This is a genomic window from Nakamurella leprariae (assembly GCF_016918035.1).
In the GTDB taxonomy this organism is placed as follows: domain Bacteria; phylum Actinomycetota; class Actinomycetes; order Mycobacteriales; family Nakamurellaceae; genus Nakamurella; species Nakamurella leprariae.
This window is the reverse complement of record NZ_JAERWK010000003.1, coordinates 234,369-250,366: the sequence shown is the minus strand read 5'-3', so window position 1 is coordinate 250,366 and position 15,998 is coordinate 234,369. Positions and strand designations below refer to the sequence as shown.

10 protein-coding genes are annotated in these 15,998 nt (G+C 74.3%); 5 read left to right on the top strand and 5 right to left on the bottom strand.

Annotated elements, in window-relative coordinates; translation table 11 throughout:
- Positions 1-181: 181 nt before the first annotated feature.
- Positions 182-3,133: a DUF4135 domain-containing protein gene (locus tag JL106_RS02475; protein WP_205259098.1), complete on the bottom strand. Its 2,952-nt coding sequence runs from the start codon at positions 3,131-3,133 to the stop codon at positions 182-184.
- A gap of 128 nt (positions 3,134-3,261) precedes the next feature.
- Between JL106_RS02475 and JL106_RS02470 the strand changes: the two genes are divergently transcribed.
- From JL106_RS02470 to JL106_RS20610, 3 genes are read left to right on the top strand one after another with little or no spacing between them, the layout of a single operon-like run.
- Positions 3,262-4,134: a hypothetical protein gene (locus JL106_RS02470; RefSeq protein WP_205259097.1), complete on the top strand. Its 873-nt coding sequence runs from the start codon at positions 3,262-3,264 to the stop codon at positions 4,132-4,134.
- Positions 4,135-4,138: 4 nt separating this feature from the next.
- On the top strand, positions 4,139-6,412 hold the full coding sequence (locus JL106_RS02465; protein ID WP_205259096.1) for a cysteine peptidase family C39 domain-containing protein: 2,274 nt from the start codon (positions 4,139-4,141) through the stop codon (positions 6,410-6,412).
- Positions 6,409-9,156, top strand: coding sequence for an ATP-binding cassette domain-containing protein (locus JL106_RS20610; protein WP_205259095.1), 2,748 nt, complete (start codon positions 6,409-6,411; stop codon positions 9,154-9,156). The genes JL106_RS02465 and JL106_RS20610 overlap by 4 nt, the downstream gene beginning before the upstream one ends.
- A gap of 62 nt (positions 9,157-9,218) precedes the next feature.
- On the opposite strand, the gene purU is transcribed toward JL106_RS20610, so the two are convergent.
- Positions 9,219-10,160: a formyltetrahydrofolate deformylase gene (gene purU / locus JL106_RS02455; RefSeq protein WP_236006518.1), complete on the bottom strand. Its 942-nt coding sequence runs from the start codon at positions 10,158-10,160 to the stop codon at positions 9,219-9,221.
- Between the two features lie 168 nt (positions 10,161-10,328).
- Here purU and JL106_RS02450 point away from each other — a divergent pair, with 168 nt between their 5' ends.
- Entirely contained in the window at positions 10,329-11,009 is a 681-nt protein-coding gene (locus JL106_RS02450) for a lysophospholipid acyltransferase family protein (RefSeq protein ID WP_205259093.1), read from the top strand.
- A 6-nt stretch (positions 11,010-11,015) separates the two neighbouring features.
- Here the strand turns inward: JL106_RS02450 and JL106_RS02445 are convergent, their stop codons facing one another.
- The 3 genes from JL106_RS02445 to JL106_RS02435 all read right to left on the bottom strand — a co-directional run bounded on the left by JL106_RS02445 (position 11,016) and on the right by JL106_RS02435 (position 14,069).
- Positions 11,016-12,002, bottom strand: a complete 987-nt coding sequence (locus tag JL106_RS02445; protein WP_205259092.1) for a sugar phosphate nucleotidyltransferase — start codon at positions 12,000-12,002, stop codon at positions 11,016-11,018.
- A gap of 108 nt (positions 12,003-12,110) precedes the next feature.
- The gene (glpX, locus tag JL106_RS02440) at positions 12,111-13,109 is read right to left on the bottom strand and encodes a class II fructose-bisphosphatase (RefSeq protein WP_205259091.1); all 999 of its coding nucleotides are present in this window, start codon (positions 13,107-13,109) and stop codon (positions 12,111-12,113) included.
- Between the two features lie 180 nt (positions 13,110-13,289).
- Entirely contained in the window at positions 13,290-14,069 is a 780-nt protein-coding gene (locus JL106_RS02435; RefSeq protein ID WP_205259090.1) for an enoyl-CoA hydratase-related protein, read from the bottom strand.
- Between the two features lie 200 nt (positions 14,070-14,269).
- Here JL106_RS02435 and pgi point away from each other — a divergent pair, with 200 nt between their 5' ends.
- A complete protein-coding gene (pgi, locus tag JL106_RS02430) occupies positions 14,270-15,985 on the top strand; it encodes a glucose-6-phosphate isomerase (RefSeq protein ID WP_328841059.1) in 1,716 nt (571 codons plus the stop codon).
- Positions 15,986-15,998 lie beyond the last annotated feature (13 nt).

Genomic DNA, 15,998 nt, shown 5'->3' with positions numbered 1-15,998 from the left:
CGGTCAACGGTGGTGCCGGACCGTGGTTGTCGCGGACGCGGATGCTGGCCGGTGGCGATCGGGATGCGGCGCCGGAGACTGCGGGCGACCCCCCATCGGCAACGGTAGGACTCAATACTCTGCGTGCGCAATCACTACGAAGAGTGATCAAGTGCACCGGTCGGCGGTCGCCCTCCGTCGCTCAGTGATCACCCGCAGGACGCGGCCGCGGTGGCTGCGCCGGGTCCAGCAGCGGACCCACCACGTCCGGTAGGGAGTCACCCAGCAGGACGAGCCCGACGCCGGCCAGCCCGTCGCCCAGGCCGCAGACCAGCCACGGCGCCACCTGCGGACCGATCAACCGCAGCCGGTCGACCGGGGTGAGCAGCATCGCGGTCAGGTCGTGGACCGGTGCCGGGGCCGATCCGCTCCCGGTTCCGGACGGGTGATGGGTCGCCGTGGTGCGGGCCAGGTCGAGCCAGCCGGCCACACCCCGCCGCAGGCCGTGCTCGGCGGGGGCGGCCGGCTGCCCGGACGCGACAGCTCCGGGTGGGGCGGTGTGCAGGGCCCGGGCCGCGTGGCCGACGGTGACCAGCGCCCGGGCGGTGTCCAGGTCCGGGACTGCTCCGGCCGACCGCGCGGGTGTCGATCCCCACCGTGTCGCGGAACCCGCCACGACAGCGGTGATCTCGTCCCGCAGGCCGGGTGTGACCTCCGCGGCTCCGGCGAGCGCCCGGAGGATGCCGGCCTCGTCGACGAGCGACCCGGGCCGGGACGTGCGGTCATCGCCGTCGGCGCCGCGGCTCAGCAGCGCCCGGGTCAGCGTGTCGACCAGCGCGGCGATCCCGGAGTCGGCGGCAGAGCCGGTCGCGGGGGTCGGCCCGTCCGCGGCGACGGCGAGGGCGGTGGTGCGGGCGAGCTCGGTCAAGCCGGTGATCAGGCCGGCGATGCCGCCGGCCGCGTCGGCGCGGACCCGGCTCAGGTCGGTCCGGACCACCGCGGCGGCCGCCAGGTCGGCGGCGGCTCCGACGAGCCGGTGTCCGTCGGCGGTGTCCAGGCGTCGGGCGATGCGGGCCAGGGTCCACACCACGCCGCCGATGCCGTCGTCCAGGCCGAGGTCGATCGGCGCCCCGGTGTCCGGTGCGGACGGACCGAGCAGGAACCGCGTCCCGTCGAGCACGGCGGTGATCGCGCCGTCGCGGCGGTCGTGCCATCGTTCGGTGCGCAGTGCGTGCCCGGCCTCGGTCAGGAACAGGGCGATCCCGGCGCCACCGTCGAGCAGTCCGCAGCCGGCGGGACCGGCCGCGGTGGTGGAGGTCAGCGGGTCCCGGCGCACGGCCAGCCACGCCGTGCGGCCGGCCGCGGTCACGCCGGCGCCGTCGATGACGTCGGCGAGATCGGCGACCCGACCGTCGATCTCCGCGGCCGTGCGATGACCGGGCCGCGCCGCGACCACCGGGAGGGCGCCGGTCCACGGGGCTGTCAGGGTCGCGCGCAGCAGCTCGGTCTGCCGGATCAGGTGTCGGTCGTCCCAGTCCTCCAGCCGGTTCCTGGACACGGCCGCGGGCGCTGCGGTCAGCTGCACCGCGGCGGGCTCGTGGCCGGGGTCCGCAGCCCCGGTCCCGTGCGCCGTGTCCACCGCCGTCCGTTCGGGGTCCGCCGTGAACAGTGGAACGTCCAGCTGCTGCAGCGCGTCCAGCTCGGCCGTCCGCAGCGCTGCGGACGCCGGTGCCGCATCCAGGCCGAGACGGTCCTGCAGACCGGCGGTGCGGACCGCGCCGGAGCGCAGGAACCGGCGGCCGGTGGTCCGCCGGAGCGCCGCGGCGTAGGTGGCGGTGTTGCGGGGCACCACCCGCACCCGGGTGGCCCGCAGCTCCGCCAGCACCCCACCGGCGGACTCCCAGGCGTTCCGGTGCCGCAGCAGGGCGGCCGCCGCCGCCCGGAATCCGTCCTCGACCTGCTCGCGGGCTTCGTCGGCGGTGTGCACCCGATCGTCGAGTACCGGCAGGTTGCCACCCCGGGCTCGTCGGACGGCGACCACCTCCCGCCGCAGCGTGGCGCCGCTGCCGGTCCAGGCCAGTCCGGGCTGGGTCCCGAGGTCGATCGGGCCTAGCCCGCCGAGCTGGACGACGTGACCGGACCGCTCGAGCCGTTGGCGGTGCACCGGGATCCAGCGGGGGAGCAGCCCGGTGCCCAGCACGGTGGCCGGGTAGGCCTCGGCCGCCGGATCGAGCCCGGCCCCGGGCCGGCCGAGACAGACCGCCGGCAGGAGGGTCTCGGCGTCGATGACCACGGGCCGGTCGCGCCGCGCGATCACGTTCTCGGAGTGCAGGTCGTCCATCCCGATCGCGTGCGCCGTGGCCAGCAGCATGCCGGCGCGGCGGAAGAAGCGGTCGACGTCGGCCGGTGCGGTCGCCGGCAGGGCCTCGACGAACTCCATCCAGCCGGCGTCGGCGAGGTTGCCGGTGTCCAGCGCGACGACCGGGTCCCAGCCCGGATCGCCGGCGGCCAGGGCGACCGCGTGCAGCAGCGCCTCGAGCACTCGTTCCGGCCGGACGGAGCGGGGCTTGGCCACCACCCGGCGGCCCGAGCCGAAGGTCAGCAGCACCACGGTGCGGCCGCCGCGGTGGCTGTCGCCCGCGCCGGCCCGCAGGTCCACCAGGGGGTCGTCGGCGGCGATGCCGAAGCCGGCCGCCAGCTGCGGCCGCGCCGAAGCCAGGCGCTCGTGCAGCTCGACGGCCGCGGCCGCCGCGTGCCCGGCCAGGACGCCGACCAGTCGGGCCGCCTCGGGGTACCGGCGAGTCAGCCACGCCGGGTCGTCGGTGAGCACGTGCGCGGTGAACCCCGCCAGCAGGCGGGTCTCGGCGGCCGGGCCGGTCCCGGCGAACGGGCCCCGGACGGCGCACCAGGCGGTGAACTCACCGGCCAGCACCTCCTGGAGCAGGTCGTGGACACGGCCGGCCAGCAGATCGGCCCACCCGCGGACGGCGGCGTCCGCCCCGGCCGGGTCCAGGTCGTGCAACCGCGGCGCCAGCCGTCGCGCGGTCGGCTCGACCAGGGCGGCCAGGACCGGTGCGAACGGCGGCATCGTCGGGTCGGCCGGAGGTGCGGTGGCGGGATCAGCGCGCTCGCCGGAGGGCTCGGATACGATCACTTGCGTACTCACCGTGACGAAGACTAAACGCTGTGTCACGATCTTGCCGAGGCCCTCCCGCCGCGCTCGTCGCGCTGAGGGAGTGTGCCGTTCCGACCTCCCCGTGCCCGGCCACCGAAGAGGAACCCATGTCGACCCCCACCACGTCGCCCGGACCGACCGGTCCGGCCCCCGGCGGGCTCTTCCGGCCGGAGGCCGTCGCGCAACTGGACGCGCAACGACGGCTGGACAGCAGTCTGACCGTGGCGCCGCCGCGGTCCTGGCTCGCCCTGATCGTGGTCGGTCTGGTCGCGGTGGCCGCGGTGGTCTGGGCAGTGTTCGGCCGGGCCCCCGTCACGGTCGCCGGGGCCGGGATCCTGCTCCCACCGGAGGGTCTGGTCGCCGTGACCGCTGCCGCGGGCGGCGTGGTGGCCGACGTCCCCGCCATCGACGACGCCGACCCGACCATGCCCGGCGTGACCGTGCAGGCCGGTCAGCGGCTGCTGACCGTCCGGACCCCCGACGGGGGCACCAGCGACGTCACCGCCCAGGTCGATGGCGTCCTGGTCGCCCGGACCCCGCTCGCCGTCGGCACCCCGCTGACCGCCGGTGCCGTCGTCGGACAGCTGCTGTCCTCGGCCGAGCGGTCGGTGGCGTTGCTGTTCATCGATCCATCCGCCGGGTCCAGGGTGCTCCCTGGCATGCCGGTGCGGCTCACCCCGTCGACCGTGTCCGCCAGCGCCTGGGGGGAGCTGCGCGGCACGGTGCGCTCGGTCGACCCGTTGCCGTACGACCGGGCCGACTTCGTCCAGCTGGCCGGGGGCAACACCCAGCTGGCCGCCTCGTTGGGCGGTGTCGGGTCCGTCCGGGTGGTGGTGGACCTGATCCGCGCCGACACAGCGTCCGGCTACGCCTGGACCTCGGACGACGGGCCGCCGTTCGCCGTCGCGCCGACGACCTCGCTGACCGGATCGATCGAACTCGGCACGCGCGAACCGCTCAGCTACCTGCTGGGCGGCTGAGGCGATGACGCGAGCCGCGACCGTGCCCCGCGGGACGCCCGTCGGCGACGCACCGGCGTCGACACCGGCCGAGCCGGCGGTGCCGGAGCGGATCCGCGTCCGGTGTCCCACCGTGCTGCAGATGGAGGCCGTCGAGTGCGGCGCCGCTGCCCTGGGCATCGTGCTGGCCCACTTCGGGCGCTGGGTGGGCCTGGAGGAACTGCGGGACGCCGTGGGCGTCTCGCGCGACGGCAGCAACGCCCGCTCGGTGCTGCGGGCCGGACGGGCGTACGGGCTGCAGGTCAAGGCGTTCCGGCGCACGCCGCGCACGGTGCGACGCACCACGGTGCCGTTCATCGTGTTCTGGCGGATGGACCACTTCCTGGTCGTCGAGGGCTGGAAGCGCGGCACCTGGTACCTCAACGACCCGGCGTCCGGTCCGCGGGAGGTCGACGACGCCGAGTTCGACCGGTCGTTCTCCGGCATCGTCCTGGAGTGCACGCCGGGCCCGGAGTTCGAGCCGGGCGGCCGACGTCCCGGGCTGCGCCGGGCCCTGCTGAGTCGGTTGCAGCCGTTCCGGTGGGCCCTGCTGCACGTGGTGCTGGCCAGCCTGGTCCTGCTGGTGCCGGGACTCGCGGTGCCGGCCCTGTCGCGGGCCTTCGTCGACGGCTTCCTGGTCGGGGGGCGCACCGGCTACCTCCCGGTCATCCTCGGGGGCATGGCCGCCGCGGCGGTCGTCCAGCTGACCATGACGTGGTGGCAGCAACGGGTCATCAACGGGCTCCGGACCGCGCTGACCAGCGGCATCTTCGCCGCCCAGACCCAGCGCATCCTGAGGCTGTCGATGCGGTTCTTCGGGCAGCGCGCCGCCAGCGACGTCGCCTACCGTGCGGGCCTGGGCACGGCGGTGGCCGGACTGCTGTCGGGGCCCCTGGTCTCGGCGCTGCTGAGCACCACCGTGGCGGTGGTCTACCTGGTGGTCATCGTCGTCATCAGCCCGGTCCTGGGCGGCATCGTGCTGCTGGCCGCCGCGGCCGTGCTGCTGCTGCTGCGCTGGACGGGGCGACGGCAGCGGGACCTGAGCACCCGGCAGATGCGCGACCAGATCGACGCCGCGGTGGTGCAGTCCGGATCGCTCAACCTGATCGAGTCGATCAAGGCCCAGGGTGGCGAGGAACAGGCGGTGCTGACCATCAGCGCGGCCCGGAGCCGGCTGCTGGCCGTCCGGCAGCGGCAGGACCTCGCGCTGCTGCCGCTCACCGTCATCCCCACCGCGCTCACCAGTCTCGGCACGCTGGCCCTGTTGTCCGTCGGTGCGGTACTGGTCATGCAGACCGACCTGTCGCTGGGCGGGCTGCTGGCCGTCCAGGTGCTGATGGGCAGTGTGCTGGCCCCGCTCAGCCTGCTGGCCGCGCTCGGTGGTCAACTGGAGGCGCTGTCGGCCACCGCGGTGCGGTTGCAGGACGTCGACCGGGCCGCGGTCGACCCGGAGATCGCAGCGTCGCTGGCCCGCTCCGCCGGTGGGGCCACCGTCCGGGACCGGTGCGAGCGGAACAGTTCCGAGCCGGACCGGGTCGAGCCGGTGCGTGGCCGGATCACGCTTCAGCAAGTCGATTTCGGGTACGCCCCGTTGGAACCGCCGCTCATCCGGGACCTGGACCTCGACCTGGCCCCGGGGTCGCGGGTCGCCGTGGTCGGGGCCAGCGGCAGCGGCAAGTCCACCGTCGCCCGGCTGGTCGCCGGACTGCAGCAGCCGACCGCGGGTCGGGTGCTGGTGGACGGCCGCCCGCGGTCGGACTGGGACCGTCGGCTGCTCACCGACGGCATCGGGTTCGTGGACCAGGACGTGTGCCTGTTCGAGGCGAGCATCCGCGACAACATCACGCTGTGGGATCCGACCGTGCCGGACGAGGCCGTGGTCCGGGCCGTGGCCGACGCCGGTCTCACCGAGGTCGTCACCGCCCGACCCGGTGGGTACGACAGCCTGCTGGGCCCGAGCGGTCTGGGGCTGTCCGGCGGTCAGCGGCAGCGGGTGGAGATCGCCCGGGCGCTGGTCCGGGATCCGGCGGTGATGGTGCTCGACGAGGCGACCAGCGCGCTGGACACCGTGACCGAGCAGCGCATCGACCTGGCCCTGCGCCGGCGCAACTGCACCTGTCTGATCGTGGCCCACCGGCTCAGCACGGTGCGCGACGCCGACGAGATCGTGGTGCTGGACGCGGGTGTCGTGGTGGAACGCGGCGCCCACGGCGAGCTGCTGGCGCTCGACGGCGCCTACGCCCGGCTGGTGCGCTCGTGACCGCCGTGTTGCCCGCCGGCCACGCCGGAGGCCGTGGCACCAGGACGGTGGCCGCCGGCTCGGCGTGGCTGCTGGTCACCGGCGGCCAGGCGTTGGTCCGGTTGGCGCCTCCGGAGGTCCCGGTCGGCGCACCGCCTGAAGCAGCGCTGGACCGACCGGCCGACCGGCCCGCGGTGGCCGTGCTGGACGCCGGGGACCTGCTGGTGCCGCCGACCGGCCGGGCACTGGTCGTGGACCCGGTCGGGACTGTGCGACTGACCCCGTTGCCGGACCCGGACCCAGGGGATCCGGCCACCGCGGCCGCCCTGGAGCGCTGGTTCGCCGCCCTGGCCGAGGCGGCCGACCTGGTGATCGACCCGACCGAGCCGACCGACCCGACCGAGCCGACCGAGCCAGCGGCGTCGGGCGGGACGACGGGGTCCGTCGAACGGGTCCGCCGGCACACCGACGAACTCATCGAGGCCGTGGTCGAGCGACAGGCCGGGCGGGCCGAGCTGCGGCGCCGGCCCCCTGCGCTCCCCCCGGGGGGCACCGCGGTGGTGGACGCCGAGGCCATCGACGAACTGGCCGCGGCGGTGCCCCGGTTGCGTGCCCGGACCGGCGCGGCGGTCGTGGACCCGGTGCGGGCCGTGCTGGCCCGGATCGGTGCACCCGTGCCCGCGCTGGACCCGGCGCCGGTCGGCCCGGCTCCGGTCGGGACCGATCCGCCGACGGCGGGCGCGGTCCCGGCGCACACCGACCTGACTGCCCGGGCCCGGGCCGCCGGTCACCTGGTGCGCACGGTCGACCTCGGCCCGGATTGCCGGCGGAACCTGCTCGGTCCGGTCGCGGCCGAGCTGGCCGGCCGCCCGGTCGCGCTGGTCCCGCGCCTGCGCGGCACGCTGTTGATCGATCCCACCGCCGCGGTCGAGCGGCGACTCACCCACGAGGATCTGGCCGGGCTGGCGCCCACCGCGGTCGGCGTGATCGCGGAACTGCCGGAGCGCGCCGGCTGGCGCGCGCTGGGGCGGCTGGCGGTCCGCGGGGTCCGGCCGGACCTGGGCCTGCTCGGGCTGATCGCCCTGGTCGCGGGCCTGGCGTCGCTGCTGCTGCCGTTGGCCGGGGAGGCGATCTTCGGCTCGATCGTGCCGGGCAACCAGCCGGACCGGCTGGCCGCTCTCGTCGCGGCCCTGACCGGTGTCATCGCGGCCACCGCGGTGCTGACCCTGCTGCAGGGACGGATCGCGGCCCGGGTGCGCACCCGGCTCGACGCCGCGGTCGGCGACGCCGTGTGGGCCCGGCTGCTGCGCCTGCCCGCCGCGTTCTTCAACCGGCACGGCAGCGGCGAGCTGCTCATGCGGGCCTCGGTCGTCGACACGCTCCGGCAGGTGGTGGCCGACTCGCTGGTCTCGGCCACGGTGGCCGGGGTGAGCGTGCTGGTCAGCCTGGTGCTCATCCTGCTGCAGAGCTGGCAGGCCGGCCTGCTCACCCTGCTGGTGGTGGCGGTGCAGGCCGCGGCGTTCTGGTGGGTGGTGCGCCGGTGGCGGCCGCTGGTGCAGCAGCAGGTCACCGAGCAGCAGCAGCTGGCCGACCTGACGCTGCAGACGATGCAGGGCATCGCCCGGATCCGCGCCTTCGGGGCGGAGGAGCGGGCCATGCGGCAGCTCACGGCCCGGTTCGCGCCGTTGACCGACACTTCGTTCCGGTCGGCGACCTGGTCGTCGGTGCTGAGCACCGGGTTGGCCGCCTGGCAGACCCTGGGCACGCTGGCCATCACGGCCGGTGTGGTGCTGGCCGGTGGGGACACCCTGTCCGGGACCGGCCCCGGCACCGCCGCACAGTACGTCCTGCTCACCACGGCCCTGGGCCAGGTGCTGGGCGGGACGTCGTCGCTGGTCACCACGGCGGCCCAGCTGGTCGGCGTCGGTCCGCAGCTGCGGCAGCTGACGCCGATCCTGGAGGCGGTCCCGGAGAGCGTGCACGACCGGGCGGGTGGACGACCGGGGGCGGGCGGCGCGTCGGGGGCAGGGCTGCGGCTCCGGGGCGCGGTCGACCTGTCCTCGGTCACCTTCCGGTACACGCCGGACGGCCCCGACGTGCTGCGCGGTGTCTCGCTGACCGTTCGTCCCGGTGAGTTCGTCGCGGTGGTCGGGCCGTCCGGGTCGGGCAAGTCGACGCTGGTGCGACTGCTGCTGGGGTTCGAGCGGCCACAGCAGGGCGTCGTCGCCTACGACGGGGTCAGCCTCGACCGGTTGGACGTGCGGGAGGTGCGCCGCCGGATCGGCACCGTGCTGCAGTCGTCACCGCTGTTCCCGGGCAACCTGGCCGACAACATCCGCGGCTCCCGCCCGATGACCCAGCAGCAGGTCTGGCGGGCGGCCGAGGCGGCCGCGGTGGCCGACGACATCCGGCGCATGCCGATGGGACTGCAGACCGTGGTGGTGGAGGGGGCCAGCACGCTCTCCGGCGGGCAGCGGCAACGGATCGTGCTGGCCCGGGCGCTGGCCGCGGAGCCGGCCGTCCTGCTGCTCGACGAAGCCACCTCCGCCCTGGACAACGTGTCCCAGGCTCAGGTGGCGGCCTCGCTCGACCGGCTTCGGGTGACCAGGATCGTGGTGGCGCACCGGCTCTCGACCATCCGGCACGCGGACCGCATCGTGGTGCTGGACGCGGGCCGGGTGGTGCAGCAGGGCAGCTACGACGAGCTGATCGCCGAGCCGGGCCTGTTCGCCGACCTGGTCGGCCGGCAGCTGCTGGACCGATGAGGGCTCGGCGCCCGTCCAGAGGTCGAGCACGAGCGCGCTCGCCGGACATCCGGGGACTCCGTTCAGGTGAACACGACCGTCTTGACCCCGTACCGCAGCACCCGGTGCTCGCTGTGCCAGGTGACGGCGCGGGCCAGGGCGAGGGCCTCCAGGTCGCGGCCGCGGGCGGCCAGGTCAGCCGGGTCGTGGGAGTGGTCGACCCGGACGAAGTCCTGCTCGATGATCGGGCCCTCGTCCAGCTCGGCCGTCACGTAGTGCGCCGTCGCGCCGATGACCTTGACGCCACGGTCGTAGGCCTGCGCGTAGGGCCGGGCACCCTTGAAGCTGGGCAGCAGGCTGTGGTGGATGTTGATGATGCGGCCCTCGTGCTCGCGGCACAGCCGGTCGGAGAGCACCTGCATGTACCGGGCCAGCACGATGGTGTCGGCGCGGTACTCGGTGAGCACCTCCCGCAGCGCGTCCTCGGCCTGCGGCTTGGTGTCGGCGGTGACCGGGATGTGGTGGAACGGCACACCGTGCCACTCGGCCAGGTCGCGGAAGTCGGGATGGTTGGACACCACCGCGGCGATGGTGGCCGGCAGCGTCCCGGACCGGGCCCGGAACAGCAGGTCGTTGAGGCAGTGGCCCTGCTGGGACACCATCACCACCAGCCGGTCGGGCACCGCCGTGTCGTGCAGTTGCCAGGTCATCCCGAACTCGCGGGCCAGCGGCTCGACGACGGCCTCCAACTCACCGAGGGGGATGGGGCCGATCTCCCGGCGGACGTGCACCCGCATGAAGAACTGCCCGGTCGAGGCGTCCCCGAACTGCTGGGAATCCACGATGCTGCAGCCCGCCTCGGCCAGCAAACCGGACACTGACCAGACGATGCCGCGCCGGTCGGCGCAGGACAGTGTGAGCACGAAGGAGTGGCCGGGTGCACCCAGGTCACGCTGCTGGCCCGGCAACCGACCGGCCGCCGGGGTCGGGGAGCCGGGTTGACGGGCGGCGGGGGACGTGCTCAACGCGGGGCGCTCCAGCGGTCGGGACGGGCGGCTTGTCATGATCGTCCTGCCTGCCCGGGGACGGAACGGACGAGCCCGATCACCGGGCCACGCTACCCGCCGTCCGCCCCCGGTCGGCGCAGCCGGGCGCGCTGGTCCGGTGTGAGGCAGCGGCTGGGAGGCACGTCAGTGGAACGTCCGGTCCGGACCGTCGTCGGCGCCGCCGTCGTGGTGGTGGCAGGCACCGTGGTGCACCGGTTGCGGTACGCGCGCAGCCCGGTCGTCCCGCGCCGCGGCCCGGCCGTGCTGGTGGTGAACCACCTGGCCACCACCGAGACGCTGGCCGTGGCGCGGATGGTGGTGACCCACCGCCGGTTCCCGCACTTCCTGATCATGGATCGGGCGTTCGCCTGGCCCGTGGTGGGTCGGTTGCTGCGGATCGCCCGGCAGATCCCGGTGCAGCGGGGGAGCGCCGCGGCGGCGGCGGCGGTGGAGGCGGCGGCCGCCGAGCTGGGTCGCGGTCACCTGGTCGTGCTGTACCCGGAGGGCCGGATCACCCGCGACCCGGACCTGTGGCCGGGCCCCGGCCGCAGTGGTGCCGCGCGGCTGGCGCTGCGGTTCCCGGCTGCGCCGTTGATCCCGGTCGGGCAGTGGGGTGCCCGACCCGGCGCCCGGCACCTGTGGCACCGGCACACCGTCAAGCTGGTGGTCGGGGCGCCCATCGACCGGACGCGGTGGGCCGGGCGGACGGACACCGCCGCGGCCCGGGAGCTCACCGACGTGATCATGGACGAGATCCGCGCGCTGGTCGGCCGGCTGCGCGGTGTCACACCCCCGGACCCCGGGACCACCGTCGACCGGGAGGGCTGACGCCGGTCAGTCGTGATCCCGGGTCGGCCGCCGGGGCCGCTCGGCCGGATCCAGCTGGGCGCCGGCGTCGACCCGGGCCTGCGCGTCCACCCGGTGGCCGGTGCCGACCAGGACCGGATCCGCGGTGGTACCCGCCAGCCGGGCATCCCGCCCGACGACCACCTGCTCGGCCAGCACCGACCGCACCACCCGCGCCCCGGGCTCGACGACCGCGTCGGCCATCAGCACGCTGTCCCGGACCTCCGCCCCGGCCGCCACCCGGGCGCCCGGTCCGACGATCGAGTTGATCACGGTGCCGGCGACCGCAGCGCCCGGTGACACCCAGGTCCTGTCCAGCTCGGCGGTGCGCTCGATCCGGGCCGGAGCGCGCACCGGCATCGAGGTGAGCACCGGCCACCGCGGGTCGTCCAGCCGCAGCGGCGGGGGATCGGCGAGCAGCGCCAGCTGACCGTCCAGATAGGCCTCCGGCGTGCCCAGATCCCGCCAGTGACCGTCGTGCCGGACGGCGCGGACGGAGGCGTCGGCGACCAGCGCCGGGATGAGCCGGTCGCCGTGGTCGCCGAGATCTTCGTCCTGACCGACCAGCTCGTGCAGGACCGCGCCGAGCCGGTCGGGCCGGTACAGGAAGATCTCGGTGCCGACGACGTGCCCGGCCGGGTGCTCCGGCTTGTCGTCCACCGCGGTGCCCCGCCCGTCGGTGTCCTGCACCACCATGGCCCGCGCGGCGTCGGCGTCCGTCGTCACCTCGGTGGTCACCACGGTGGCATCGGCCCCGGTGTCCAGGTGTTCGGCGATGACCGGCCGATGGTCGATCAGCACCAGGTGGTCGGCGCTGCACACCAGCACCCAGACGTCCGACAGCCCGCTGTGGGCCGCGTTGGACAGGGCGATGTCGATCAGCCGGTGGTGCCCGCCCACCGGCAGGGACGGCTTGGCCCGGCCGTCGGTCAGCGGGCCGAGCCGGCGCCGGATCCACCGGCCAGGACGATGCACAACACGGTGGGAGGGGGCATCGGTCCATCCTGCCCGCTCCCACCGTGCACCGGACGACACCGCGTACCGGACGACACCGTGCACCGGACGACACCGTGCACCGGACGATCAGTTGCCGGACGGCCGCACGATCAGGTTGGACCGCTCGAGGTTGTGCCGGGTGTCGACCAGCCGGCGGGCCCGGGATCGGGACCGCATGGACAGCGACTGCGTCCACACCTCGCCCTTGCGGTACTGCACGCCCTTGAGCAGCTCACCGTCGGTGACGCCGGTGGCGGCGAAGAAGACGTTGTCGCCGGCGACGAGATCGTCGATGGTGAGCACTTTGTCGACGTCGTAGCCCGCGTCGACGGCGCGCTGGCGCATGTCGTCGTCGTCGGGCTTGAGCCGGCCGAAGATGGCCCCGCCCATGCACTTGAGCGCGCAGGCGGCGATGACGCCCTCCGGCGTGCCGCCGACGCCGACGAGCAGGTCGACGTCGTGGTCCGGGTCGGCGGCCAGGATGGCGCCGGCCACGTCGCCGTCCAGGATGAACTTGATGCGCGAGCCGGCCTTGCGGATCCGGTCGACCAGGTCGGCGTGCCGCGGGCGGTCCAGGATGCACACGGCGAGGTCCTCGACGGCCACGCCCTTGGCCTTGGCGATCCACTTGAGGTTGCGCTCGATCGGCGCCTCGAAGTCGACCGCGTCGGCGAAATCACCGCTGACGGCCAGCTTCTCCATGTAGAAGACCGGGCCCGGGTCCAGCATCGAGCCGCGCTCGGCCAGGGCGACCACGGCCAGCGCGTTCGGCATCGCCTTGGCCGTCAGCGTGGTGCCGTCGACCGGGTCGACCGCGATGTCGACCTCCGGGCCGGTGCCGTTGCCGACCTGCTCGCCGTTGAAGAGCATGGGGGCGTCGTCCTTCTCGCCCTCGCCGATGACGACGGTGCCACGCATGGAGACGCCGCCCAGGATGGGGCGCATCGCGTCCACCGCCGCGCCGTCGACCAGGTTCTTGTCCCCGCGGCCCAGGTGCCGCACGGCGGCGATGGCGGCGGCCTCGGTCGCCCGGACGAGGTCCAGGGCCAGGTTCCGCTCCGGATCGAGATTCACGGCGGACTGCATGATCGAACTCCCTGGACGAGGCGGGCGGGTCCGGATCGACGACCCTCGGGCGCCGAACTCCGTGCCCATCCGCGGCCGGACGGCGGGACCGGCCGGCGATCGGGGGCCGACAGGACGACGTCGGCGCCTGGCCAGGATATCGGCCGGGTGTGCGCCGCACCCGGCTGGGGTCCAGTCGGTTCAGCGCTCGAAGGCCGGGCGTTCCTTGGCCAGGAACGCGCGCACGCCCTCGGTGAAGTCGGCCCCGGCGTAGGCCTGGCGCACCAGCTCGTGGTCCTGCTCGGCATCAACGGTGAGCGCGGTCAGCCGCTGGGCCTGGGTGAGCAGTTGCGCCTTGGTCGCCCGGATGGTGGCGCCGGACAGCGGCTCCAGGTCGGCCAGCAGCGAGGCCAGGGCCTCCTCCAGTGCCGTCGCGTCGTCCACCAGGTCGGTGAGCGCGCCGACCCCGTGCGCGCGGTCGGCCGGGACCAGCCGGGCGGTGAGCAGCATCTCCCGGGTCAGTGGCTCGCCGAACACGGCGGCGCAGCGGGCCAGCAGGGCGGTGGGCAGCGCGTTGCCCAGGGTCCGGGCCACCGGGTAGCCGAACCGCGAGCGGCGGGTGGCCAGTCGCAGGTCGCAGTGGGAGGCCAGGGCCAGGCCACCCCCGGCGCACACCCCGTCCACCGCGGCCACCGTCACCTGGGGCAGCGCGAACAGGGCCTGCACCAGGGCGCCGGTCCGGTCCTGGTGGGCGACCGGTTCGTGCTCCAGGAAGTCGGCGATGTCGTTGCCGGCCGCGAACGCCCGACCGCCGGCCCCGCGCAGCACCAGCACCCGGGCGGTGCGGTCCGCGGCGAGGTCGGTGATCAGCTCGTGCAGCTCGGCGACCATGGCGTGGGTGAGGGCGTTGTGCCGGTGGGGCCGGTTCAGGACCACCTGCACGATCCCGTCGGTGTGGGTCACCAGCAACTCGTCCGACACGGGGAAGCAGCCTAGTGCGGGCCTGGTGCGCGCTCGGTGAGCGACGGCCCGGAGCGGCCCCGGCGTGCGCCGCGCCGGGGAGGGCGCCCACACTGGGGCGTCACCGAGCGTGTCGGAGGATGCACCGGCGCGTCCGCGGTGCGACTCCCGTCGCACCGGACCGACCGATCGGACCCACCGAGCCAGCCAGGAGGCCAGCCGTGAACCCCAGTCCCGTGCCGGCGGTGTTCGACACCGCCGGTTCGCCGCAGTGGTCGGCGCTGCAGCAGCACTTCGCCGAGGTCGAGGGACTGCACCTGCGTGAGTTGTTCGCCCAGGACCCGGACCGCGGATCCGAACTGGTCGTCCAGGCGGCCGACCTGACCGTCGACTACGCCAAGCACCGCATCACCCGGCAGACCGTGTCGCTGCTGCTGGACCTGGCCGAGGCGGCCGGCCTGCGGGAGCGGATCGACGCCATGTTCGCCGGTGCGCACATCAACGTCACCGAGGACCGGGCCGTGCTGCACACCGCGCTGCGATTGCCGCGCACCGCCGAGTTGACCGTCGACGGCCAGGACGTGGTGGCCGAGGTGCACGAGGTGCTCGACCGCATGGGTGCCTTCGCCGACGCGGTCCGCACCGGCCGCTGGACCGGTGCCACCGGCAAGCGCATCCGTGCTGTCGTCAACATCGGCATCGGTGGCTCGGACCTCGGTCCGGTCATGGCTCACGAGGCCCTCAAGCAGTACGCCATGAGAGAGCTGGAGTGCCGCTTCGTCTCCAACATCGACCCGACCGACATCTTCGAGAAAACGCGCGATCTCGACCCCGCGTCGACGCTCTTCATCGTTGCGTCCAAGACGTTCTCCACCCTGGAGACGCTGACCAATGCGCGCCTGGCCCGGACCTGGCTGACCGAAGGGCTGCGCACCGGTGCTGGTCTCGACGATCCGGCCGCCGCCGATGCGGTGGCCAAGCACTTCGTGGCCGTGTCCACCAACGCCGACCTGGTGTCCGAGTTCGGCATCGACACCGACAACATGTTCGGGTTCTGGGACTGGGTCGGGGGGCGGTACTCGTTCGACTCCGCGGTGGGCCTGTCGCTGATGCTGGCCATCGGACCGGACCAGTACGGCGAGATGCTGGCCGGCTTCCGCGCCATGGACGAGCACTTCCGCACCGAGCCGTTCGCCGGGAACGCGCCGGTGCTGCTCGGGCTGCTCAACGTCTGGTACGTCGACTTCTTCGGGGCGCAGAGCCATGCGGTGCTGCCGTACTCGCAGTACCTGCTGCGCTTCCCGGCCTACCTGCAGCAGCTGACCATGGAGAGCAACGGGAAGTCGGTGCGGTTGGACGGCTCACCGGTGCAGGTGCCCACCGGTGAGGTGTTCTGGGGGGAGCCCGGCACCAACGGACAGCACGCCTTCTACCAGCTGATCCACCAGGGCACCCGGATCATCCCGGCCGACTTCATCGGGTTCATCGAGCCCAACCACGAGCTGACCGATGCCGATGCGCCCGGTGCGACCACGCCGGTCGACGTGCACGACCTGTTCATGTCGAACTACTTCGCGCAGAGCGCGGCGCTGGCCTTCGGCAAGACGGCCGACGAGATCGCGGCCGAGGGCGTGGCCGCGGCGGTGGTGCCGCACAAGGTGATGCCGGGGAACCGGCCGTCCACCTCGATGCTGGCCCAACGGTTGACCCCGTCGGTGCTCGGCCAGCTGGTGGCGCTCTACGAGCACATCACCTTCGTGCAGGGCGTCATCTGGGGCATCAACAGCTTCGACCAGTGGGGCGTCGAGCTGGGCAAGGCCATGGCCAAGCAGCTGGCGCCGATGCTCACCGGCGAGGAGAGCACCAGCGGCCAGGACAGCAGCACGGCCACCCTGGTGTCGCGGTACCTGCAGGGTCGCGGCCGCACCCAGGCCTGAGCCGGGACGCACC

What these genes read in the sequence shown, in the direction of transcription:
- JL106_RS02470 (WP_205259097.1), top strand. Translation starts at nt 3,262, where the DNA reads ATGTCGACCCCCACCACGTCGCCCGGACCGACCGGTCCGGCCCCCGGC.
- JL106_RS02465 (WP_205259096.1), top strand. Translation starts at nt 4,139, where the DNA reads ATGACGCGAGCCGCGACCGTGCCCCGCGGGACGCCCGTCGGCGACGCA.
- glpX (WP_205259091.1), bottom strand. Translation starts at nt 13,109, where the DNA reads ATGCAGTCCGCCGTGAATCTCGATCCGGAGCGGAACCTGGCCCTGGAC.